Below are 20,930 nucleotides of genomic sequence, written 5' to 3'. Positions count from 1 at the left end.
GTCCCTCCCCCGTCGCAGCGCGCGGCTCAGGCCGCCTGTCCGGCGGTGACCGGCACCTCGGTCAGCTTCTGCCGGCGCCTGGCGTCCTTGGCCCACCAGGTGCGGACACCGGGCCTGCGCGCCTCGTAGCCGAGCTGCCAGACGGTGCTCCGGCAGATGATCTCCTTGATCCTGGCACCCAGGAAACCGCCGAGGTAGAGGCTGATCGCGGTGTCGTCCTTGCGCGCGAGCTGGAAGATGCCGACGCGTCGGCCCAGGCTGATGCACTGGCCGGCGAACCCCACGTCGACGGTGGCGGGCCGCTCGCCCGCGATCCGGCTGAGCACGGTCTGCGCGGCCTGCGGGCCCAGCTGTACCGCGGACTGGCAGCCCATCCGGTACGGCAGGTCCGACGGCGCGGCCGAGTCGCCGGCCGCGACGATGCGCTCGTCGTCCACGCTGGTCAGGGTCTCGTCGGTGCGCAGGCGCCCCAGGGCATCGGTGCTCAGCCCGCTGCGCGCGGCAAGGTCAGGCACGCCGAATCCCGCGGTCCAGATGGTCACCTCGCTCCGCAGCTCGCGATCGTCGTCGAGCCGTACGGCGTCGCGAGCCACGGCCGTCACCCGGGTGCCGGGGCCTTCGAGGACGGTCACCCCGAGCCGGGCCAGGCGCCGCGTGACCGAGAGCCGGCCCCGCGGGTGCAGGTACGGGCCGAGCACGCCACCGCAGACCAGGGTCACCGCGCGCCCCTCCTCCGCCAGTTCGGCTGCGGTCTCGATACCGGCCGGGCCGGCTCCCACCACCGTCACCGGTGCCGTCGAGGGCGCGGCGTCGACGACGGGCCGCAGTCGCCTCGCGTCCTCCAGGGTGGCGATCGGGTGGGCGAACTCGGCCGCTCCCGGCACGTCGGGGTCGGCGCTGCCGCTGCCCACCGCGTAGACCAGGTAGTCGTAGCCGAGCGTGTCGCCGGTCGCCAGCGTCACGCCGCGCCCGGCCGCGTCGATCTCGGTCACGGTGCCGACGACCAGGCGCACCCGCTCGGCGAGGACCTTGCGGTACGGGACCACCGCGTCGTGGGAGCCGCCGACCAGCTGGTGCAGCCGGATCCGCTCGACGAAGTCCGGGCGCGGGTTGATCAGGGTCACCGTCACGTCGTCGCGCTGTGTCAGGCGGTTGGCCGCCATGACGCCCGCGTATCCGCCGCCGATCACGAGGACTTCGGTGCTCATGGTGTCTCCTCCGTCGCAAGGGGTTCGCCCGTCTCAAGGGGTTCGGCCTCAAGACACCGGGTGGGCGGACGCTGTGACAGTCTGTGACGCAGATCACTTTCAGGTGGTGGGAAATCGGTCCAGCGACCTCCGATTGGCCTTGTCCCGGCCGCGAGATCACGCCGTACCGTCGGCGCATGCGCATCCGAATCGTCGACGCCTTCACCGACCGCCCCTTCGCCGGCAACCCGGCCGGGGTCCTGCTCCTGGACGACGCTTTCCCGGACGACGACCGGCTCCAGAGCATCGCCCTGGAGGTCAACCACGCCGAGACGGCCTTCGCCCACCGGCTTCCCGCGGGCGGCGAGGCCGACTGGGCGCTGCGGTGGTTCACGCCCGCCACCGAGGTGAACATGTGCGGGCACGCCACGCTCGCCACGGCCCACGTCCTGCACGGCACCGGCGCCCACCGGGGCCCGGTGCGGTTCGCGACCCGCAGCGGTGTCCTCGTCGCCACGCCCGGCGGGGACGGTTCGATCACCCTGGACTTCCCGACCGCCCCGCTGACGCCGGTCGCGCTTCCCGAGGGGGTCGCCGAGGCGCTGGGCGCCGAGCCGCTGACGGCCTTCGACACCGGTCCGAACATCGGTGACCTGCTGCTCGAACTGGTCGACGAGAAGACCGTCCACGCCCTGCGCCCCGACCTCAAGGCCCTGGCCGCCTACTCCGAGCGCGGGATCATCGCCACCGCCCGCGCCGAGAACCCGGACCTGGGCTACGACTTCGTCTCCCGCTGCTTCTTCCCGAACGTCGGCATCGACGAGGACCCGGTCACCGGCAGCGCCCACACCGCCCTGGCGCCCTACTGGGCGGAGCGGCTCGGCCGTACGGATCTCACCGGACTGCAGGCCTCGCCCCGCTCCGGCCGGGTCCGCACCGGGCTGCGCGGCGAGCGGACCCTGTTGACCGGACGTGCGGTCACGGTGATCGAGGGCGAGCTGCTCGCCTGATCACGCGGTCGGCAGCCAGCCCACCTTCCCCGCGAGCAGCGCGTAGCCCACGAACGCCCCGATGTCGAGCAGGGAATGCGCCACCACCAGGGGGCCCACCCTGCCCCACCGCCGGTACAGGTAGACGAACACCGCGCCCATGACCATGTTGCCGAGGAAGCCGCCGATGCCCTGGTAGAGGTGGTAGCTACCGCGCAGTACGGAACTGGCCACCAGGGCGGTGCCCGGGGTCCAGCCCAACTGGTTCAGCCGGCGCAGCAGATAGCCGACGACGATCACCTCTTCGAGGATCGCGTTCTGCATCGCCGACAGGATCAGCACGGGGTACTTCCACCACACGTCGGGCAGTGCCTCGGGCACCACGGTGAGGTTGAAGCCCAGGCCGCGTGCGGCGAGGTAGAAGGCGATTCCGGTGCTGCCGATCACCGCCGCGATCCCGGCCCCGCGGGCGAGGTCGGGGCCGGGCCGGGTGCGGTCGAAGCCGAGCGTCCGCAGGCTCTGCCCCTCCCGCAGGAGGAAGTGCGCGACCAGGGCCACGGGCACCAGGGCCGACGCGATCCCGAAGAGCTGCCAGGCGAGATCCAGCCAGGGACGGCCGGGCGCGGCCGAGGCGTTGAGGGTCGCCGCCTGGTCCTTGAGACCCCCTGGCTTGGTGACCGATCCGACAAAACTGATCAGCGCGGACACACCGCTCGCACCGAGCGAAAGCCCCAGAACGAGCAGCGTCTCGTCACGGAAGAACTTCCGTGAGAGCGCCATCTGCGGAAAAGAATCGGCCACTGCCCCTTCCTCCGCCTGCACACCTGCCTCCAGTTGAGTAATCCAGCCTCATCCGTATCCCCGCCCCGCTAGGGTCCTTCGAAAGAAGTTACGAAGATCGTGCGCAAGGCCGTCGGGGGGACGGACGCCGTACGGGGGCGTGCCTCCCTCCCTCCTGCCGCCAAGGCTGTGCGGGCACGAGGATCAGGGGAGGGCACCACCGTCATGGGACGTCACAGCTTGCCCGATCAGTATGGGGCGGGCGGCAGCGACCCCCGTCCACGCACCCGCCGCCGCACCGTGGCCCTCGCGACCGTGCTCGTCCTGGCCGTCGCCGGCGGTACGGCCGCCGCCGTCCAGGGCGGTCTGCTCTCCTTCGGCTCCTCCTGCCGGGACGAGGCGGTACGGCTCGAGGTCGCCGCCTCCCCCGACGTGGCCCCCGCCCTGCGCGCCGCGGCCGGGCGGGCCCACGACGAGAACCTCACCTCCGACGGGCGCTGCCTCGACATCTCGGTGACCGCGCGTGAGTCGTACAAGGTCAGGGACACACTCGGGGCCGGCAAGGACCCCGGGGCGCAGGTGTGGGTGCCGGACTCGGACGTGTGGCTGGAGCAGCTCTCCGCGGACGCGGGCGCGACGAAGGTGGCCCGCGTGGGCAACGTGGCCTCCAGTCCGGTCGGGATGGCGATGGTGCCGACCGCCGCGAAGTCGCTGGGCTGGCCGCAGAAGACGTACGGCTGGCTCGAACTGGCGGGCGCCACCCTGCGGGACGACTCCCTGAAGTTGGGCGCCGCCGACCCCGCGCGCAGCGCGTCCGGGCTGCTCGCCCTGACCCAGCTCAGCAGTGCGGCGGGCCAGGTCAAGGGCGGGGCGACGCAGGCCGCGGCGATGATGAAGTCGCTCTCGCAGCGCATCTCCGACAGCGACGACCAGCTCGTCGAGACGCTGCCGCGGGACTCCTCGGGCACCGAGCAGGGCAATCCGAAGCGCAACCAGGCGCTGGTCGTGTCCGAGCAGGCGGCCTTCGCGCACAACTCCTCGGCGGAGTCCGGGGACGATCTGGACTTCTTCTACCCCAAGGACGGCTCGCCGCGGCTGGACTACCCGTACGCGCTGGTCGACGAGACACGGCTGAGCACGGACGAGAGCCGGGCGGCGATCCGCTTCATGACGTATCTGCGCAAGCCCGAGCAGGAACAGCTGCTGACGGACCGGGGGTTCAGGACCTCCGACGACCGGGTGTCCTCCGCACTGGTCGCGAAGGCCGGCGGCCGGGCGCCCCAGCCGTACGCGGCGGCGGCCGGTGAGCCCGCCTCCGCGACCGCGCTCCAGGAGGCCCTCGGCACCTGGACGATCACCGTCCAGAGCGCGCGGATCACCACGGTCGTGGACGCCTCCGCCTCCATGTCGGAGCCCGTGCCGGGCACCGGCCGCTCCCGCATGGACGTCACCAAGGCGTCCCTCCTCCAGGCCCTCGCCACCTTCACCCAGGAGGACGAGATCGGCCTGTGGGAGTTCTCCACCGAGCTGGACGGCGACAAGGACTACAAGATCCTCGTGCCGACGGACCGGCTGGGCGACAGCACGGCCGCGGGCACCACCCAGCGGGAGCGGCTGTCGGCGGCGTTCGGCGGCCTGGAGCCGGTGCCTGGCGGCGCGACGGGGCTGTACGACACCACGCTCGCCGCGTACAAGGCGGCGACCTCCTCCTACGCCGAGGGGAAGTTCAACGCGCTGGTGGTGCTGACCGACGGGGTCAACCAGGACCCCGGCAGCATTTCGCGCGGGGCGTTGCTCTCCCAACTGGAGAAGCTCTCCAGCCCCACCCGCCCGGTCCCCCTGATCGTGATCGCGGTGGGCCCCGATGCCGACCGCGCGGAGGCCGAACAGCTCGCCGAGGCCACCGGCGGCTCCGGCCAGCAGGTCAACGACCCGGCCCAGATCCACACGGTGATCCTGAAGGCGATCGTGGCCGCGGGCGCCCAGGGCGGCAGCGGCGGCTGACCCGGCGCCCGCCGACGCCCCTCATCCCAGCGGCGCCGGCTCCGGCAGCCCCACCGGCCAGGTGTGCACCGGCTCTCCCGTGCGCATCAGCTCGCCGTATCGCCGTGTCGTGGCCGCCAGCGCCGCGTCCCGCGACAGTCCCGCCTCCAGTGCCCGGTGGAACGTCGCCGCCTGCCAGGAGGCACCGTTGGCCCGGCGCCGGCACCGCTCCTCGATCACCCCGAGGTACAGGTCCCGGTCGGCGGGCTCGACGCCCCACGCCGCGAGCCCGGCCTCGGCCAGCGGCAGCAGTTCGTCCCGTACGAGGCTCACCGCGTCGACCTCGACCGTGCCGCCGTACCGGCCGCGCCGGGGCCAGGTCATGCGCGCGTCGATGCCGTGCCGGCAGGCCGCGTCGAAGTTGGCCGCTGCCGCCTCGAAGGGCATCCGGGTCCACACCGGGCGCGACTCCTCGGCGAGGGCGCGGACGAGGCCGTAGTAGAAGGCCGCGTTGGCGATGACGTCGGTGATGGTGGGTCCCGCGGGCAGCACACGGTTCTCGACGCGCAGGTGCGGGACGCCGTCGGCGATGTCGTAGACGGGCCGGTTCCAGCGGTACACCGTGCCGTTGTGCAGGACGAGTTCGGCGAGCGAGGGCACCCCGCCCTCGTCGAGCACCTTCAGCGGGTCCTCGTCGTCGCAGATCGGCAGCAGGGCCGGGAAGTAGCGCAGGTTCTCCTCGAAGAGGTCGTACGCCGAGGAGATCCACCGCTCCCCGAACCAGGTGCGCGGCCGCACTCCCTGGGTCTGGAGTTCCGGCGGGCGGGTGTCCGTGGACTGCTGGAAGAGCGGCGGCCGGGACTCGCGCCACAGCTCGCGGCCGAAGAGGAAGGGCGAGTTGGCGCCGACGGCGATCTGTACGCCGGCCACCGCTTGCGCGGCGTTCCACACGTCGGCGAAGCGCCCCGGGGTGACCTGGAGGTGCAGTTGCACCGAGGTGCAGGCGGCCTCCGGGGCGATGGACTTCGAGGTGCAGGTGAGGCGTTCCACGCCGTCGATGTCCAGGACGAAGTCCTCGCCGCGGGCGGCCACGATCTGGTCGTTGAGCAGGGTGTAGCGGTCGACGTCGGACAGGTTGGAGGAGACCAGGTCGTCCCGGTCCAGGGTCGGCAGGATGCCGATCATGACGATTCCCGCGTCGAGCTCGCCCGCTTTACGGTCGGCATATGCCAGCGAGGTACGGAGTTCCTCCGCGAGCCGGTCGAATACCCGCCCGCCCAGCCGGTGTGGGGCTATGTTGACTTCCAGGTTGAACATGGCGAGTTCTGTTTGGAAATCTCGGCTTGCGATGCGTTCCAGTACCTCTCCATTCAGCATTTTCGGCATACCGTCGGTGCCGACCAGATTCAATTCGATCTCCAGACCCATCAGGTTCTTGGGGCGATCGAACCGCTGCTCCGCCAGAAGCCGCTCCAGCCCCGTCAGGCACCTGCGGAGCTTGTCGCGGTAGCGCTGGCGATCGGACAGGTCGAACTGGCCTGCCACGACCTTCTCCCCCATGAAGGGTCCCTCCTCGCTGCGTCATGAGTCAGGTGGGATGATGCCCAGTCGGACCGATCGATAACGTCCCGCCGCGGCCCCGAGCCCGCTACGCTGTCGGATGTGACCGGTGGCACATTCCTTCGGCATGGGGCTGTCAGCAGTTTCGAGTGCCCCGAAGAACTCGTGAAAAACGCCGACGAGAATTGGCCGACCGCTTCCCGAACATTCCCCGAGGTCACCGGCGCGAAGCAGCCGCGGTATCGGGATGATTCTCGCGTATCGCCGACCGAATGCGCCCTTGCCCGATACAGCGGAAACGGCTAGACGAAACATCGACTGAACACATGTCGTATAAACTCCGCGAACAAGGCAGAGGGTTGGCACCCGCGGTCCTGGATCCTGCCGTCAGGTGACGTACGGCAGTCCCACCCGCACCTGCGTCACCGGACCCCGGCCCACGCCTCTCTGACCCCCTGAGCTGACAGCGTCGTCCGCCCCCGCCCTCGTGCCACCGTGCCTGTCGAATGAGAGGCGACCCACCATGCCGCTGCATGTCCCTCCGGCTCCCGCACCCGCACTTCGCTCCGTCCTCACCGCACTCGCCTCGCCCACCGCGGTCCGCGAGGCCCGGACCCCTTCCCTGCTGCGCGCCCAGGGACCCGTCACACCCGAGCTCCCGCTGCCCGTACACGTCCTGGACGGAACCGCCACCAGGCTGGCCGGATGGCGGTTCCTGATCCGCTGCGGCGAACGCTCGGTGGCCGCGGCCGAGACCATGCTGACCCCGGACGGCTGGGCGTTCTCGCATTTCTTCGAGGGGCCCTACATCGCGTCCACCGAGCGCGCGCTGCGTCAGGCGGAGGTGATGCAGCAGCCCTACCAGCCGCGCCTGCTGTCGATCCCGGGCCTGTACATGCTCGCGCTGTGGCTGCACGGCGACTGCGCGGCGGACGCCGCCACGGGCCGCCTCGCCGCCACCGACCTGCTCGTCCCACTGGCACCGGCCCCGCCCGGTATCGCCGCGCACCGCCCGCACCGGGCCGCCGAACTGCTTCCGGTGCTGACCCATCGGGTGACTCCGGCCCCGCTGCTCGGCTCGCCCGCCTGACACCCCGCCCGGCGTCCTCGTACCCCGCCCCGGATTCCGGGTAGCGGGGTACGACTCCGTTTCGGGTGGCATTAAGGTCGTACGCAATCCCCAGGGATCACCCGGTAACCATTTGCTCGTACGAGCAGGGAATTGCTCGGACGAGCCGATTGCGAGACCCGCTCCAGGTGGACTAGCCCTTTCAGGCCCCCTTGAACCACCCGAAGGGACAGTGCAGTTGGACTGAACCGTCCGACCGGGTGACGCGTCTCCAACCTGTGAAGAAGTGGTGATGCGAAATCCCTGCGGATTGACGCCCGTAGGGCAACACTGGGTTCCGACTGAGTTATCGCAACGGGGGACGTCATGACCACAACACAGCGAAAGATCCCACCAATGTGCCAGCACCAGCCACCGTGTCCCACCGCCGACTCCGCCGACCGGGAATCCGCCCGCCTCGTGGCGCACCACCCGGAACAGGGCTGGAGCCTGCTGTGCAACGGCGTTCTGCTCTTCGAGGACACCGGTGAGCTCCTGCCCGACGGTCGAGTCATCGCCCCGCACCGCCCACTCGCGGCAGCCACCGCCGCCTGAGCACGACCGGGCGGCGGCCCGCCGTTCCGCCCGGGGACCTTGAGGGGCCGGCTCGCAGCGACTGTCTGCGCACCGGCCCCGACGCATGTCCGTCGGCGATCACTCCCTGTGACGCCTTGTGTATGGGCCCACTTTTCCGGAAGACTCCTGGAAGTTTCGAGCCCGGCGTTTTCGAGGCTCCGACGCGGAGGTGGGCAAGTGACAGCAGGCGAGGCCGACGCCGGACCCCGGAGCAGGGTCACCATCACGGAGATCGCCCGGCAGGCCGGGGTCTCGGTGCCGACGGTGTCCCGAGTGGTCAACGGCCGCTCGGACGTGTCCCCGCACACCCGCGCGCGGGTCGAGGAACTGCTCCAGCGGTACGGCTACCGCAAGCGCCCCGCGGCACCCGGCACCCGCGCCGCCCTGCTCGACCTGGTCTTCAACGACCTCGACAGCCCCTGGGCCGTGGAGATCATCCGTGGTGTCGAGGAGGTCGCCCACACGGAGGGCGTCGGCACCGTGGTCTCCGCGATCCACGGCCGCTCCGGCGACGCGCGCGAGTGGATGCGCAACCTGCGCGCCCGCGCCTCCGACGGGGTCATCCTGGTCACCTCGGCGCTTGACATGGTCCTCCACGACGAACTGCGCGTGCTCGGCGTCCCGCTGGTGGTCGTCGACCCGGCCGGCTCCCCCGCACTGAACGCCCCCACCATCGGCGCGGCCAACTGGTCGGGAGGGCTCGCCGCCACCGAACACCTGCTGTCCCTCGGGCATCGCAGGATCGGCCTGATCGCCGGGCCGCCCCGGCTGCTCTGCTCGCGGGCCCGCCTCGACGGCTACCGCGCCGCCCTCGAAGGCGCCGGGCTCACCTTCGACGAGGCCCTGGTCGTGCCCGGCGACTTCCACCCGGAGTCCGGCTTCGCGGGCTGCGAGAAGCTCCTCGACCTGCCCGAGCCGCCCACCGCGGTGTTCGCGGCCAGCGACCAGATGGCCCTCGGCGCGATCGAGGCGCTGCGGAGGCGTGGGCTGCGGGTGCCGGAGGACATGAGCCTGGTGGGTTTCGACGATCTTCCGGAAGTCCGCTGGTCGGCCCCGCCGCTGACGACCGTGCGCCAGCCCCTCGCCGACATGGGCAAACTGGCCGTCCGCACCGTCCTCGAACTGGCCCGCAACCAACGCCCGGACTCCCCGCGCGTGGAACTGGGAACGGAATTGGTGGTGCGCTCCAGCACCGCACCACCGACCACTACCTGAGGATCCAGAACGCTCGTCCGCCGCCCGGGCGGCACGGGCGAATGGCGCGCCCGGCAGCCGGACCGGACCCGGCCATCAGGATTCCCGCCGCTCCTCGACCGTCGGTCAAGCCAGCCGGCGGCCCCGGCAGGACAACGTGAATCCGCCGCGGCCGCCCCGGCCCGCCCCTCTCCCTCGCGCCCTACTTCAGCGCGGCCCGAATCGCGTAGTACGCCGGCTTCGGCTGGAGTTGCTCGTCCCAGGGCAGCGCGGCTCCCTGGCCCTCGAAGAACGCCGGGATCCAGGAGTACTTGTCGGTGTAGTCCCAGACGGTGATGCCGACACACCGTCGCACCGCGAGGCACGCGTCGGTCAAGTCGGCGTACCACTGGGCCTGTTGGGCCAGCTTCTCCTCGGTCGCGGGCAGGATCATGCGGATGTCGACCTCGGTGAGCGCGGTGTCCAGGCCGAGCTTGGAGAAGCGGCGGAGGTTGTCCTCCAGGGTGGTCGGATAGCCGTACTGGAGCGCCAGATGGGTCTGGAGTCCGATCCCGTCGAGCGGAACGCCCTTCGCCTTCAGCTCCTTGGCCAGGTCGTAGTAGGCGTCGCTCTTCGCCCCGATCCCCTCGATGTTGTAGTCGTTGAGGTAGAGCTTGACCTTGGGGTCGGCCTGGCGGGCCCAGCGCAGGGCGTCGGCGATGTACCCGGGGCCGAGGGTCTTGTAGAAGACGGACTCGCGGTAGGTGCCGTCCTCGTTGAAGGCCTCGTTGACGACATCCCAGGCGAAGACCTTGCCCCGGTAGTGCCGTACCTCCGTCTGGATGTGCTTCTTCAGTACGGGCCTCAGCTCGTCCGCCGTCCACTCGCGCGAGGTGATCCAGTCGGGCAACTGGCTGTGCCACACGAGGGTGTGACCGCGCACCTTCTGGTGGTTCGCGCGGGCGAGGTTCACGATCTCGTCGCCGTTGGTCCAGTCGAAGACGCCCGGCTCGGGTTCGGTGGCGTACCACTTCATGCCGTTGCCCGGCGTGATCTGGTCGAACTCGCTGCCGAGGAGCTTCTTGTACGGCTCGTCGACGAGCTCGGGGTTGTCGGTGGCGCTGCCGAAGTAGCGGCCGTGGCGCTGGGCGAGGTCGGCCAGTGTGGCCGGCTTCCCGTGGGCCTGGGCGGGTGCGCCGATGCCGGTGACGACCAGGGCCGCGGCCAGGACTCCGACGAGTCTCAGACGGTTTTTGCGCATGGGGCGACTCCTCACGTGCGGGTGCGGGGTGGGTGAGCCGTACTTTTCGAGACGCCGCCGTCAGCCCTTCGTGGCACCGGCGGTGAGGCCGCCGACGAGCTGGCGCTCGGCGACCGAGTAGAAGGCCAGGGCGGGCACCATCGCCAGGACGAGATAGGCGAAGACACGGGCGTACTCCGCGGAGTACTGGCCCTGGAACTGCTGCACCCCGATGGGCAGCGTCCACCACGTGTTGTCGGTGAACACCAGCAGCGGCAGCATGAAGTTGTTCCAGCTGGTGACGACGGCGAGCACCGAGACCGTGCCGAGCGCGGGCCGTGCCATGGGCAGCAGCACCCGCCAGAAGAACCCGAAGGAGGTGCACCCGTCGAGGGTGGCCGCCTCCTCCAGCTCGCCGGGGATCTCCCGGAAGAAGGCCCGCAGGATGATGATCGTCATCGGCAGTCCGAAGGCGGCCTGCGGCAGGATCACGCCCAGCGGGTTGTCCAGCAGCCCCAGATAGCGCAGCAGCAGGAACAGCGGGAGGACCGCCACCGCGAAGGGGAACATCAGCCCCATCGTGAAGAGCGTGAACAGCGCCTCCCGGCCGCGGAAGGCGAACCGGGCGAAGGAGAACGCGGCGAGCGCGGACAGAGCGACCACCAGCACCGTCGTACCGACCGCGATCAGGGTGCTGCTGCCGAGCAGCCGCCAGAAGTCGCCGCCGCCGAGGATGTCGGTGTAGTTGCTGGTCAGCCAGTGCTCGGGCAGACCGAAGGGATTGCTGGAAAGTTCGTCGGTGGACTTGAACCCGGACAGGACGGCATACACGAGCGGCACGATCATCACCGCGCCGACGACGACGAGGATCACGTGCAGCGGCAGGGTGCGCACACCCTCTGTACGGCGCGTCACTTGCCGTCCCCCCTCATCGTCGTGGTGGCCCCTTCGAGATCGCGGCGGAGCACGAACCGCTGGTAGGCGAGGGCGAAGACGAGGCAGATGCCGAACATGACCACGCTGATCGCGCTGGCGTAGCCGACCTGGTAGCGCTTGAAGCCGTACTGGAACATGGTCACGGCCATCGTCTCGGAGTGGTGGTCGGGCCCGCCCTGGGTGATCACCCAGACCAGGTCGAAGAGCTGGATCGCCCCGATGACGGACAGGAAGACGCTGATGCGCAGGGTGGGCGCGAGCAACGGCAGGGTGACGTTGCGGAACCGCTGCCAGGCGCCGGCGCCGTCGATGAGCGCCGCCTCGGTCAACTCCCGTGGGATGGACTGGAGTCCGGCCAGGTAGAGCATCATGTGGAAGCCGAAGTACTTCCAGGTCATGACGAGGAAGAGCGTCGCCATGACATACGACGGGTCGGCGAACCACAGCCCGCCCAGGCCGTCGAGTCCGACCGCGCCCAGGACATGGTCGGCGAGTCCGTCGTCCGGGGCGAAGACCATGCTGAACAGCACGCCCGTGATCGCCTCGGACAGGACGTAGGGCGCGAAGAACAGCATCCGGTAGACGGCCCGGCCGCGGAGCTTCTGGTTGAGCAGGACCGCCATGGCGAGCGCGAACGGCAGCTGGAGCGCGAGGGAGAGCAGCACCAGGACCAGGCAGCGCCACAGGTCGCCGAGGAAGATCGGGTTGTCGAAGAGGTCGGTGAAGTTGTCGGTGCCGACGTAGTCGGAGGGCATGCCGAAGCCGCCCCAGCGGAAGAAGGCGGCGTACAGCGCGAACAGCATCGGCAGCAGGACCATGCCGATGAACAGCACCAGGGCGGGCAGTTGGAAGCCCACCGCGGTCAGCCAGTGCAGTACGCGCCGGCGGCCCCGCCCCCGGGCCCTGACCGATTCCGGGGGCGGGAGATCGGTGCCCGGACCGCTCCGCTTGTCTGCGAGGAACGTGGAGGTCATCGCGGGCTACTGCTCTTCCTTCGCGGTCTGCGTGATCGACTGGGCGACCTGCTCGGGGGACTTGGAGCCGGCGATCAGCGCGGCCACGCTGTCGTTGACCTCCTGGCCGACGGCGGGGGCGTACGCCTGGTCGAGATAGAGCTGGAAGCCGGTGGCGGCCTTCAACTGGGCCTGGACGAGCTTGAGGTTGGGGTCGGTCATGGCCTTCTCGGCGTTCGGCAGCACGGGAAGGATGCTGGTCTTCTTGACCAGTTCCAGTTCGGTGGCCTCGGAGGCGAAGAACTTCAGGAACTCGACGGCCGCCTGTGGGGCGCCCCGGCGCAGGGCGTGTCCGCCGCCGCCGCCGAACACCTCGGTGATGGCGCCCTTGCCTCCCTCGACCGCGGGGAACGGGAAGAACCCGAGGTCGTTGCCGAGGCCCTTCCCGGCGTCGGCCTCCACGGACGGGGCCCACTGACCCATGAGTTCCATGGCCGCCTTGCCGTTGCCCACGGCGGCCGCCTGGCCGGTCGGGGTGGAGTAGGCCGCGTTGAGGAACCCCTTCTGGAAGGGCTGGAGGTCCACGAGCTGCTTGAGGTGCCGGCCGGCCTCGACGAATCCGGCACCGGTGAAGTCCTTGTCCTCACTGGCCTTCTGGAGCGCGTCGATGCCCGCGGTGCGCATCGCGAGGTAGGCCCAGTAGTACATGCCGGGCCACTTCTCCTTGCCGGCGAGCGCGATGGGCGTGATGTTCTTCGCCTTCAGCTTGCTCACGGCCTCGAGGAATCCGCCCCAGGTGGTGGGCGGTTCGCTGACACCGGCCTGCTGGAAGAGCTTCTTGTTGTACCAGAAGCCGATCATGCCCATGTCGAACGGAATGCCGTAGACCTTGTCGTCGTAGATGTACGGCTCCTTGGTGACCTTCAGCAGGCCGTCGGCCCACGGCTTGGTCCGGTCGGTCAGATCCTCGACGAGGCCCGCGTCGACCTGCTGCTTGAGAACGCCGCCGCCCCAGGTGTGGAAGATGTCGGGGAGCTTCCCGGAAGCGGTCAGCGCCGTCATCTTCGACTTGTAGGCGTCGTTCTCCAGCTGGACGATCTTTATCTTGATCTTGGGGTTCGCGGCCTCGAACTTCTTGGCGAGGGCCGCCCAGACACTCTTCGACGGCTCGGTGGTGGAGATGTTCCACCACTCCACCGTGGTCGTCCCGTCGGACGAACCTCCGTCCGAGTCGCCGCCACAACCGGTCAGTGCCGTCATGCCCAGACCGGCCGCGGCGGACGCCGCCAGAAAACCACGGCGGGACAGTGCCGGGTCGCCCATGATGCGCTCCTTGGGTACGGGACGGAGCCGTCCTTGTCCGTCCTGAGGTCCGAAAGTTTCGGAGTAGATCCAGAAAGCTTCGCTGCTGCCGCACCCTAGAGACAGCTACTAAACGGTGGCAACCCCCTGTGCACGGGGAATGTTCGGGGATTGACCCGCCAACTCGTCCCGGAGGGCCTCGCGTCGGGGAACGGGGAGCCCTTGCCGTGCGAGCACCCGCCCTGCGACCGCGATGCGGGACGCCCCGCCCGGCTCCCTCCGGCGACAGGGCGCCGAGGCGCCGAGACCACGTGACGGTCACACACCGGGCGGGGGCACGGCGGCCGGACCGGGCGTCCGGGCCCGGGACTCGGAAGCCCGGACAATGCTCCCGCGCGATACAGGGCGATCGACTCGCCCGCCGGACACTCACTCCGTACAGGGCGGTCCGCAGTGCACGAGGACGGCGGTAGCCTCCTACGGCTATGCCGTCGCGCCCCGTGACGCCTGACCCTCTGAATCGCCGAAACATTCGTCAGCACTGGCGAACATTACGAAGCAGATCGGTGTCGTCGCCCGGCACGCCCAGTCAGAGCACCACGTCGGGTGCCCATCGGCGAGACGGCGAGTTCACGGCCCCGGCCCCGACATGACGCTGCGTGTCCACCTCGGCCGACCCACCCCAGCAGTTCGAACCGGGACGAGACAGCCCCCTCAACTGGACCGTCCCTCGCGTCCGGCATGCCCCACGCCGAGTCTTAACGGAAGTTTGATGCCCCCGCAGCCTTGCACCACGGGCCCGAGCGTCACTCTCCGCTTACGCTGGTCCCGCCGTCGGACGGGCGGCCGGACCCCCGAACTGAGCCGTACCTAGGAGCGCCCCCGATGGCCACCACCGAGCACCCGCCCCCGAGTCGTCTGCGCTCCTGGATGCTGGAAGGTCTCTCGGACATGGGCAAGGGCGGCGGCCACGTGGGCCCGCACGCCCAACCCGAGCCCCCGCACCGGGGTCAGCCCTGGTACCGGGTGATGTGCCTGACCGGCGTCGACTACTTCTCCACCCTCGGCTACCAGCCCGGCATCGCCGCACTGGCGGCCGGTCTGCTCTCCCCCGTCGCCACCATCGTCCTCGTCCTCGTCACCCTGGCCGGCGCCCTGCCCGTCTACCGCCGCGTGGCCGAGGAAAGCCCCCACGGCGAGGGCTCCATCGCCATGCTGGAACGCCTCCTGTCCTTCTGGCAGGGCAAACTCTTCGTCCTGACCCTGCTCGGCTTCGCCGCCACCGACTTCCTGATCACCATCACCCTCTCCGCCGCCGACGCCTCCACCCACCTGGTCGAGAACCCCCACCTCACCAGCACCCTGCACAACCAGCAGATGCCGATCACCCTCGTCCTGGTCGCCCTGCTCGGCGCCGTCTTCCTCAAGGGCTTCCTGGAGGCCGTGGGCGTCGCGGTCGCCCTCGTCGGCGTCTACCTCGCCCTCAACGTGGTCGTGGTGGTCGTCGGTCTGTGGCACGTCATCACCGCAGGTCATGTCGTCGCCGACTGGTCCAGCGCGCTGACCGCCGAGCACGGCAACGTCTTCGCCATGGTCGGCGTGGCCCTGCTGGTCTTCCCCAAACTCGCACTCGGCCTGTCCGGCTTCGAGACCGGTGTCGCCGTCATGCCGCACGTCAAGGGCGACCCCGGTGACACCGAGGAGCGTCCCGCCGGCCGGATCCGCGACACCAAGAAGCTGCTCACCACCGCCGCCCTGATCATGAGCGTCTTCCTGATCGCCACCAGCTTCATCACCACCCTCCTGATCCCGGAGAAGGACTTCGAGTCCGGCGGCCCCGCCAACGGACGCGCCCTCGCCTACCTCGCCCACGAATACCTCGGCGGCGCCTTCGGGACGGTCTACGACGTCTCCACGATCGCCATCCTGTGGTTCGCCGGCGCCTCCGCGATGGCCGGTCTGCTCAACCTGATGCCCCGCTACCTGCCCCGCTACGGCATGGCCCCGCACTGGGCCCGCGCCGTGCGCCCCATGGTCATCGTCTTCACCCTGATCGGCTTCCTGGTCACCTGGATCTTCGACGCCGACGTCGACGCCCAGGGCGGCGCCTACGCCACCGGCGTCCTGGTCCTCATCAGCTCAGCGGCGATCGCGGTGACCATCGCGGCCCGCAAGGCCGGCCAGCGGGGCTGGACGATCGGCTTCGCGGTCATCTCGGCGGTGTTTCTCTACGTCACCGTCGCGAACGTCATCGAACGCCCCGACGGCGTCAAGATCGGCGCCTGCTTCATCGCCGGCATCATCCTCGTCTCCCTGCTCTCCCGGCTGGCCCGCGCCTTCGAGCTCCGCGTGACCAGCGTGACGCTGGACCCGATGGCGGAACGTTTCATCCGGGACATCGCCAGCCGCAAGATCCGCTTCATCGCCAACGAACCCGACCAGCGCGACCAGGCCGAGTACCGCGAGAAGATCGAACAGATCCGTGCCGACCACGACCTCCCCGGCGAGGACTTCGTCTTCGTCGAGGTCACCGTCCTGGACCCCTCCGAGTTCGAGGCGAGCCTCACCGTACGCGGCGAGGTCCTGCACGGCCGCTACCGCGTCCTGACCCTGGAGTCCTCCTCCATCCCGAACGCCCTGGCCGCCCTGCTCCTGCATGTCCGCGACCTCACCGGCTGCATCCCCCACATGTACTTCGAATGGACCGAGGGCAACCCCTTCCACAACTTCCTGCGGTTCTTCCTCTTCGGTCAGGGCGAAGTCGCCCCCGTCACCCGAGAGGTCCTCCGCGAGGCGGAACCCGACCGCGCCCGCCGTCCCCGGGTCCACACCGCCTGATCCGCGCAGCCGGCACATTCCCCCGAGCGAACAGTCCCCGGCACAAAGAAGAAGGGCCCCGTCCGAGACGGGGCCCTCTTCACGTCAGGTCAGTCGTCGTACGCGTCCAGCGGCGGGCACGAACACACCAGGTTCCGGTCACCGAACGCCTGGTCGATCCGCCGCACCGGCGGCCAGTACTTGTCCGCCACCGACACCCCGGCCGGGAACACGGCCTCCTCGCGCGTGTACGCGTGCTCCCAGGCGCCGCCCAGCGCACCGGCGGTGTGCGGAGCGTTCCGCAGCGGGTTGTCGTCCGCGTCCCACTCCCCGGCCCCGACCTTCTCGATCTCCCCGCGAATGGCGATCATCGCCTCGCAGAACCGGTCGAGCTCGGTCAGGTCCTCGGACTCCGTCGGCTCGATCATCAGCGTCCCGGCCACCGGGAACGACATGGTCGGCGCGTGGAAGCCGTAGTCGATGAGCCGCTTGGCCACGTCGTCGACGCTCACCCCGGTCGCCTTGGTCAGCGGCCGCAGATCGATGATGCACTCGTGCGCCACCAGTCCGCCGGGGCCGGTGTAGAGCACGGGGTAGTGCGGCTCAAGGCGCTTGGCGATGTAGTTGGCGGAGAGCACCGCCACCTGCGTGGCCCGCTTGAGCCCCTCACCGCCCATGAGCCGGACGTACGCCCACGAGATCGGCAGGATCCCCGCGGAGCCCCAGGGAGCGGCCGAGATCGGCCCCACGCCGGTCTCCGGGCCGGCCGCGGGCTGCATCGGGTGGTTCGGCAGATACGGCGCCAGGTGCGCCCGTACGCCGACCGGACCGACGCCCGGGCCACCGCCGCCGTGCGGGATGCAGAAGGTCTTGTGCAGGTTCAGGTGCGAGACGTCACCGCCGAAGTGCCCCGGCTTGGCCAGCCCCACCAGGGCGTTGAGGTTGGCCCCGTCGACGTACACCTGACCGCCGGCCTCGTGCACCTGGGCGCAGATGTCGGCGACGTGCTCCTCGAACACACCGTGCGTCGAGGGGTAGGTGATCATCAGCACGGACAGCTCGTCCCGGTGCTGCTCGATCTTGGCCCGCAGGTCCTCGACGTCGATCTCGCCGTCCCCGGCGGTCTTCACGACGACGACCTTCATGCCCGCCATCACGGCGCTGGCGGCATTGGTCCCGTGCGCGGACGACGGGATCAGACACACGGTCCGCTGGTCGTCCCCGTTGGCCCGGTGATACCCGCGTACGGCGAGCAGCCCGGCCAGCTCGCCCTGCGAGCCCGCGTTCGGCTGCAGGGACACCTTGTCGTACCCGGTGACCTCCGCGAGCCTCTCCTCCAGCTCGCGGATCAGCGTCAGATACCCCTGCGCCTGCTCGGCGGGCGCGAAGGGGTGCAGCTGCCCGAACTCGGGCCAGGTGACCGGCTCCATCTCCGTGGTCGCGTTGAGCTTCATGGTGCAGGAGCCCAGCGGGATCATGCCGCGGTCGAGCGCGTAGTCGCGGTCGGCGAGCCGGCGCAGGTAGCGCAGCATCGCGGTCTCGGAGCGGTACTGGTGGAAGACGGGGTGGGTGAGGAAGTCGTCGTCCCGCAGCAGAGCGTCCGGCAGTGCCTCCTCGGTGGCCGCGTCCAGCGCCTCGATGTCGGCCTCGACCCCGAACGCGCTCCACACGGCAGCCAACTGGGCCCGCGCGGTGGTCTCGTCGCACGCGAGGGACACGTGGTCGGCGTCGACGAGGTGCAGGTTGACGCCGTTCCGGCGCGCCGCGGAGACGATCTCGGCGGCCCTGGCCGGCACCCGCACGGTCAGCGTGTCGAAGTAGGACCCGTGCACGACCTCGACCCCACCGGCCGTCAGCCCCGCGGCGAGGACGTTGGCGTACCGGTGCGTCCGCCGCGCGATGCCCCTCAACCCGTCGGGCCCGTGGTAGACGGCGTACATCCCGGCCATGACCGCGAGCAGCACCTGCGCGGTGCAGATGTTGCTGGTCGCCTTCTCCCGGCGGATGTGCTGCTCACGCGTCTGCAGCGCCAGCCGGTAGGCCTTGTTGCCGTCGGCGTCCACGGACACGCCCACGAGCCGCCCGGGCAGGCTCCTGGCGAACTTCTCCTGTACGGCCATGTATCCGGCGTGCGGCCCGCCGAAGCCCATCGGCACACCGAACCGCTGCGTGGTACCGACCGCGATGTCCGCCCCGAGCGCACCCGGCGACTTCAGCAGGGTCAGCGCGAGCAGATCGGCGGCGACGGTCACGAGAGCGCCGAGCTCGTGAGCCTGGTCGATGAGCGGCTTGATGTCCCGTACGACCCCGGAGGCGCCGGGGTACTGGACCAGCACGCCGTTGATCTCGCGCCCGGCGATCTCGGCCGGGATCCCGTCGCTGAGGTCGGCGACCACGATCTCGAGGCCCGTCGGTTCGGCCCGGGTCTCGATCACGGCGATGGTCTGCGGCAGCACGTCGGCGTCGACGAGGAAGAGCCCCTTCTTGTTCTTCCCCATGCGGCGGGACAGTGCCATGGCCTCGGCCGCCGCGGTTCCCTCGTCGAGCAGCGAGGCACCGGAGGTCGGCAGCCCGGTGAGCTCGGCGACCATGGTCTGGAAGTTGAGCAGAGCCTCGAGCCGTCCCTGCGAGATCTCCGGCTGATACGGCGTGTAGGCCGTGTACCAGGCCGGGTTCTCCATGACGTTGCGCAGGATGACGGGCGGAGTGAAGGTGCCGTAGTACCCGAGACCGATCATGGAGTCGAGCACCTGGTTGCGGTCGGCCAGCGACCGCAGCTCGGCCAGTACCTCGGCCTCGGTGCGCGCACCGGGCAGTTCCAGCGCATCGGCGTTCTTGATCACGTCGGGCACCGCGGCGGCGGTCAGCTCGTCGAGCGAGCCGTAGCCGACCTGGGCGAGCATCTTGGCCCGGGCTTCATGATCCGGACCGATGTGACGCTGCTCGAACGGGATCCCCTGCTCGAGCTCTGCGAGCGGAATACGGTGGGCGGTCATTGCGGAGGCCTCCTGGTCTGACGCGACCTTCGAGGGGTACCCCGGCGCGGGTACCCCGACGGCCTCCCCCTCTGTCATCTCGACCTGAGAGCTTCACCGGCCGCCCGAAGGCCGCCGGCTTTCACCGTCGGTGAGAGCGGAAGCCGTCGACACCCGCCCTGCTTTCCAGAGTGACCTCGTCCGTGCGGTACGTGAGCCTGAGAGATTCCGGGGAGGATTTGCTCCTTCGGCGCCTCCGATGGTGTCCGGAGGACTCTCCCGCGCGGGGTCAGCAGCCGTTCGCAAGCCTACCAGCGAGGACACCGCACGGGTCTTCGAGTGGCCGCACACCCCGATGTGCTCTTTCGTAGTGCTTACGACCGCTTCGGATGAGTTGCGACCAAGTGGAGGGCACGTGCAGACCGACATCGATCCGCGCAACCTGATCGGCCGCAAGGCGTTCGACCGCAACGGCACCAAGATCGGCACCGTCGACGAGGTCTACCTCGACGACGCGACGGGCGTGCCGGAGTGGGCCGCCATACGCACCGGCCTCTTCACCCGGGACGCCTTCGTCCCCCTGGAGCCGAGCGAACTGGTCGACGGCTCCCTGCACGTCCCCTACGACCGCACCCTCATCAAGGACGCCCCCGACTTCGGCGTGGGCCGCCACCTCTCCCCCGACCAGGAACTCCAGCTCTACCACCACTACGGCCTCGACCTGGCCACACCACCGCCGCTCCCGGACCGGGACTTCGGCAGACTGGCGGGCACGGAGGACGTAGAGGCCTGACCATACCCCTGCGCTCTCCACCCCCGGACCGCCTGCCGCCTTTGCCGGACGCCCCCAGCCCCGCGAGTCAGGCGCTGAGCCCCGCCCCGAGCCGCCGCAGCCGAGCGGTGCTGCCAGCGCACCCGACCGAGGACCTGCCCGACCGACACGAGGCCGCCCGTGTGCCTCCGCCCCGAACCCACCACCCCCGAGCCACCACGCGGTCCAGCAGCACCGACCGAGGACCTGCCCGACCGGCACCAGGCCGCCTGCCCACACCTCACGGACGCCCCAGCCCCGCGAGTCAGATGGTGAGCCCCAACCCGAGCCCCCCCCCAGCCGAGCGGTGCCACCCGCGCACCCCACCGAACACCTGCCGACCGACGCCAGGCCGGCCGTAAGCCCCGCGCCGAACCCACCACCCCCGAGCCACCACGGTCCAGCAGCACCGACCGCGCACCCTACCGAGGACCTGCCCGACCGGCACCAGCTCCGCACCACGGGCCATGAGCTCCGACCAGAAACCGACCACCGCGAGCCGCCGCAGTCCAGCAGTGCCGACCCCACACGCGGCCGAGG

The 20,930-nt window shown here is 70.1% G+C and carries 15 protein-coding genes and 1 riboswitch; of the genes, 7 read left to right on the top strand and 8 right to left on the bottom strand.

Annotated features, from left to right (window positions below; translation table 11 throughout):
* Nucleotides 1–26 precede the first annotated feature (26 nt).
* On the bottom strand, nucleotides 27–1,208 hold the full coding sequence (locus H293_RS0140420) for an NAD(P)/FAD-dependent oxidoreductase (RefSeq protein WP_020123470.1): 1,182 nt from the start codon (nucleotides 1,206–1,208) through the stop codon (nucleotides 27–29).
* Between the two features lie 176 nt (nucleotides 1,209–1,384).
* Here H293_RS0140420 and H293_RS0140415 point away from each other — a divergent pair, with 176 nt between their 5' ends.
* On the top strand, nucleotides 1,385–2,197 hold the full coding sequence (locus H293_RS0140415) for a PhzF family phenazine biosynthesis protein (protein ID WP_020123469.1): 813 nt from the start codon (nucleotides 1,385–1,387) through the stop codon (nucleotides 2,195–2,197).
* Here the strand turns inward: H293_RS0140415 and H293_RS0140410 are convergent, their stop codons facing one another.
* Entirely contained in the window at nucleotides 2,198–2,998 is an 801-nt protein-coding gene (locus tag H293_RS0140410) for a CPBP family intramembrane glutamic endopeptidase (protein ID WP_028808615.1), read from the bottom strand.
* Between the two features lie 183 nt (nucleotides 2,999–3,181).
* On the opposite strand from H293_RS0140410, the gene H293_RS0140405 reads away from it, so the two are divergent.
* Nucleotides 3,182–4,960, top strand: coding sequence for a substrate-binding and VWA domain-containing protein (locus H293_RS0140405; RefSeq protein WP_028808614.1), 1,779 nt, complete (start codon nucleotides 3,182–3,184; stop codon nucleotides 4,958–4,960).
* Between the two features lie 21 nt (nucleotides 4,961–4,981).
* Here H293_RS0140405 and H293_RS0140400 read toward each other — a convergent pair whose 3' ends face one another.
* A complete protein-coding gene (locus tag H293_RS0140400; protein WP_020123466.1) occupies nucleotides 4,982–6,499 on the bottom strand; it encodes a glutamate-cysteine ligase family protein in 1,518 nt (505 codons plus the stop codon).
* A 523-nt stretch (nucleotides 6,500–7,022) separates the two neighbouring features.
* Here H293_RS0140400 and H293_RS0140395 point away from each other — a divergent pair.
* From H293_RS0140395 to H293_RS0140385, 3 genes are all read left to right on the top strand, one after another.
* Complete coding sequence (locus tag H293_RS0140395; protein ID WP_020123465.1) at nucleotides 7,023–7,589, top strand: hypothetical protein; 567 nt, start codon at nucleotides 7,023–7,025, stop codon at nucleotides 7,587–7,589.
* A gap of 375 nt (nucleotides 7,590–7,964) precedes the next feature.
* Nucleotides 7,965–8,162, top strand: coding sequence for a DUF5999 family protein (locus H293_RS0140390; RefSeq protein WP_020123464.1), 198 nt, complete (start codon nucleotides 7,965–7,967; stop codon nucleotides 8,160–8,162).
* Nucleotides 8,163–8,360: 198 nt separating this feature from the next.
* On the top strand, nucleotides 8,361–9,398 hold the full coding sequence (locus tag H293_RS0140385) for a LacI family DNA-binding transcriptional regulator (RefSeq protein ID WP_020123463.1): 1,038 nt from the start codon (nucleotides 8,361–8,363) through the stop codon (nucleotides 9,396–9,398).
* Nucleotides 9,399–9,579: 181 nt separating this feature from the next.
* Here H293_RS0140385 and H293_RS0140380 read toward each other — a convergent pair whose 3' ends face one another.
* From H293_RS0140380 to H293_RS0140365, 4 genes are read right to left on the bottom strand one after another with little or no spacing between them, the layout of a single operon-like run.
* The gene (locus tag H293_RS0140380; RefSeq protein ID WP_020123462.1) at nucleotides 9,580–10,617 is read right to left on the bottom strand and encodes an endo-1,4-beta-xylanase; all 1,038 of its coding nucleotides are present in this window, start codon (nucleotides 10,615–10,617) and stop codon (nucleotides 9,580–9,582) included.
* Between the two features lie 60 nt (nucleotides 10,618–10,677).
* Nucleotides 10,678–11,511 (bottom strand): carbohydrate ABC transporter permease, encoded by an 834-nt coding sequence (locus tag H293_RS0140375; protein ID WP_028808613.1) that lies wholly within the window; start codon nucleotides 11,509–11,511, stop codon nucleotides 10,678–10,680.
* Complete coding sequence (locus tag H293_RS0140370) at nucleotides 11,508–12,506, bottom strand: carbohydrate ABC transporter permease (RefSeq protein WP_020123460.1); 999 nt, start codon at nucleotides 12,504–12,506, stop codon at nucleotides 11,508–11,510. Before H293_RS0140370 ends, H293_RS0140375 begins: the two co-directional genes overlap by 4 nt.
* 6 nt (nucleotides 12,507–12,512) lie before the next feature.
* Complete coding sequence (locus tag H293_RS0140365) at nucleotides 12,513–13,808, bottom strand: extracellular solute-binding protein (RefSeq protein ID WP_020123459.1); 1,296 nt, start codon at nucleotides 13,806–13,808, stop codon at nucleotides 12,513–12,515.
* An 864-nt stretch (nucleotides 13,809–14,672) separates the two neighbouring features.
* Here H293_RS0140365 and H293_RS0140360 point away from each other — a divergent pair.
* Nucleotides 14,673–16,625 (top strand): APC family permease, encoded by a 1,953-nt coding sequence (locus H293_RS0140360; RefSeq protein ID WP_020123458.1) that lies wholly within the window; start codon nucleotides 14,673–14,675, stop codon nucleotides 16,623–16,625.
* Nucleotides 16,626–16,714: 89 nt separating this feature from the next.
* Here the strand turns inward: H293_RS0140360 and gcvP are convergent, their stop codons facing one another.
* A complete protein-coding gene (gcvP, locus tag H293_RS0140355; RefSeq protein ID WP_020123457.1) occupies nucleotides 16,715–19,600 on the bottom strand; it encodes an aminomethyl-transferring glycine dehydrogenase in 2,886 nt (961 codons plus the stop codon).
* A 175-nt stretch (nucleotides 19,601–19,775) separates the two neighbouring features.
* Nucleotides 19,776–19,871, bottom strand: a riboswitch (glycine riboswitch).
* Between the two features lie 123 nt (nucleotides 19,872–19,994).
* On the opposite strand from gcvP, the gene H293_RS0140350 reads away from it, so the two are divergent.
* A complete protein-coding gene (locus H293_RS0140350; protein WP_020123456.1) occupies nucleotides 19,995–20,372 on the top strand; it encodes a PRC-barrel domain-containing protein in 378 nt (125 codons plus the stop codon).
* Nucleotides 20,373–20,930: the final 558 nt, after the last annotated feature.

This window comes from Streptomyces canus 299MFChir4.1, assembly GCF_000383615.1.
GTDB lineage: Bacteria > Actinomycetota > Actinomycetes > Streptomycetales > Streptomycetaceae > Streptomyces > Streptomyces canus_C.
Note: the sequence above shows the minus strand (reverse complement) of the source record. Positions and strands in the feature narration are given on the sequence as shown.

Excerpts from the sequence above, each read along its gene's own strand:
- H293_RS0140390 (WP_020123464.1), top strand. The coding sequence starts at position 7,965 with ATGTGCCAGCACCAGCCACCGTGTCCCACCGCCGACTCCGCCGACCGG.
- H293_RS0140400 (WP_020123466.1), bottom strand. The coding sequence starts at position 6,499 with ATGGGGGAGAAGGTCGTGGCAGGCCAGTTCGACCTGTCCGATCGCCAG.
- H293_RS0140395 (WP_020123465.1), top strand. The coding sequence starts at position 7,023 with ATGCCGCTGCATGTCCCTCCGGCTCCCGCACCCGCACTTCGCTCCGTC.
- H293_RS0140370 (WP_020123460.1), bottom strand. The coding sequence starts at position 12,506 with ATGACCTCCACGTTCCTCGCAGACAAGCGGAGCGGTCCGGGCACCGAT.
- H293_RS0140420 (WP_020123470.1), bottom strand. The coding sequence starts at position 1,208 with ATGAGCACCGAAGTCCTCGTGATCGGCGGCGGATACGCGGGCGTCATG.
- H293_RS0140415 (WP_020123469.1), top strand. The coding sequence starts at position 1,385 with ATGCGCATCCGAATCGTCGACGCCTTCACCGACCGCCCCTTCGCCGGC.
- H293_RS0140365 (WP_020123459.1), bottom strand. The coding sequence starts at position 13,808 with ATGGGCGACCCGGCACTGTCCCGCCGTGGTTTTCTGGCGGCGTCCGCC.
- H293_RS0140360 (WP_020123458.1), top strand. The coding sequence starts at position 14,673 with ATGGCCACCACCGAGCACCCGCCCCCGAGTCGTCTGCGCTCCTGGATG.
- H293_RS0140380 (WP_020123462.1), bottom strand. The coding sequence starts at position 10,617 with ATGCGCAAAAACCGTCTGAGACTCGTCGGAGTCCTGGCCGCGGCCCTG.
- gcvP (WP_020123457.1), bottom strand. The coding sequence starts at position 19,600 with ATGACCGCCCACCGTATTCCGCTCGCAGAGCTCGAGCAGGGGATCCCG.
- H293_RS0140405 (WP_028808614.1), top strand. The coding sequence starts at position 3,182 with ATGGGACGTCACAGCTTGCCCGATCAGTATGGGGCGGGCGGCAGCGAC.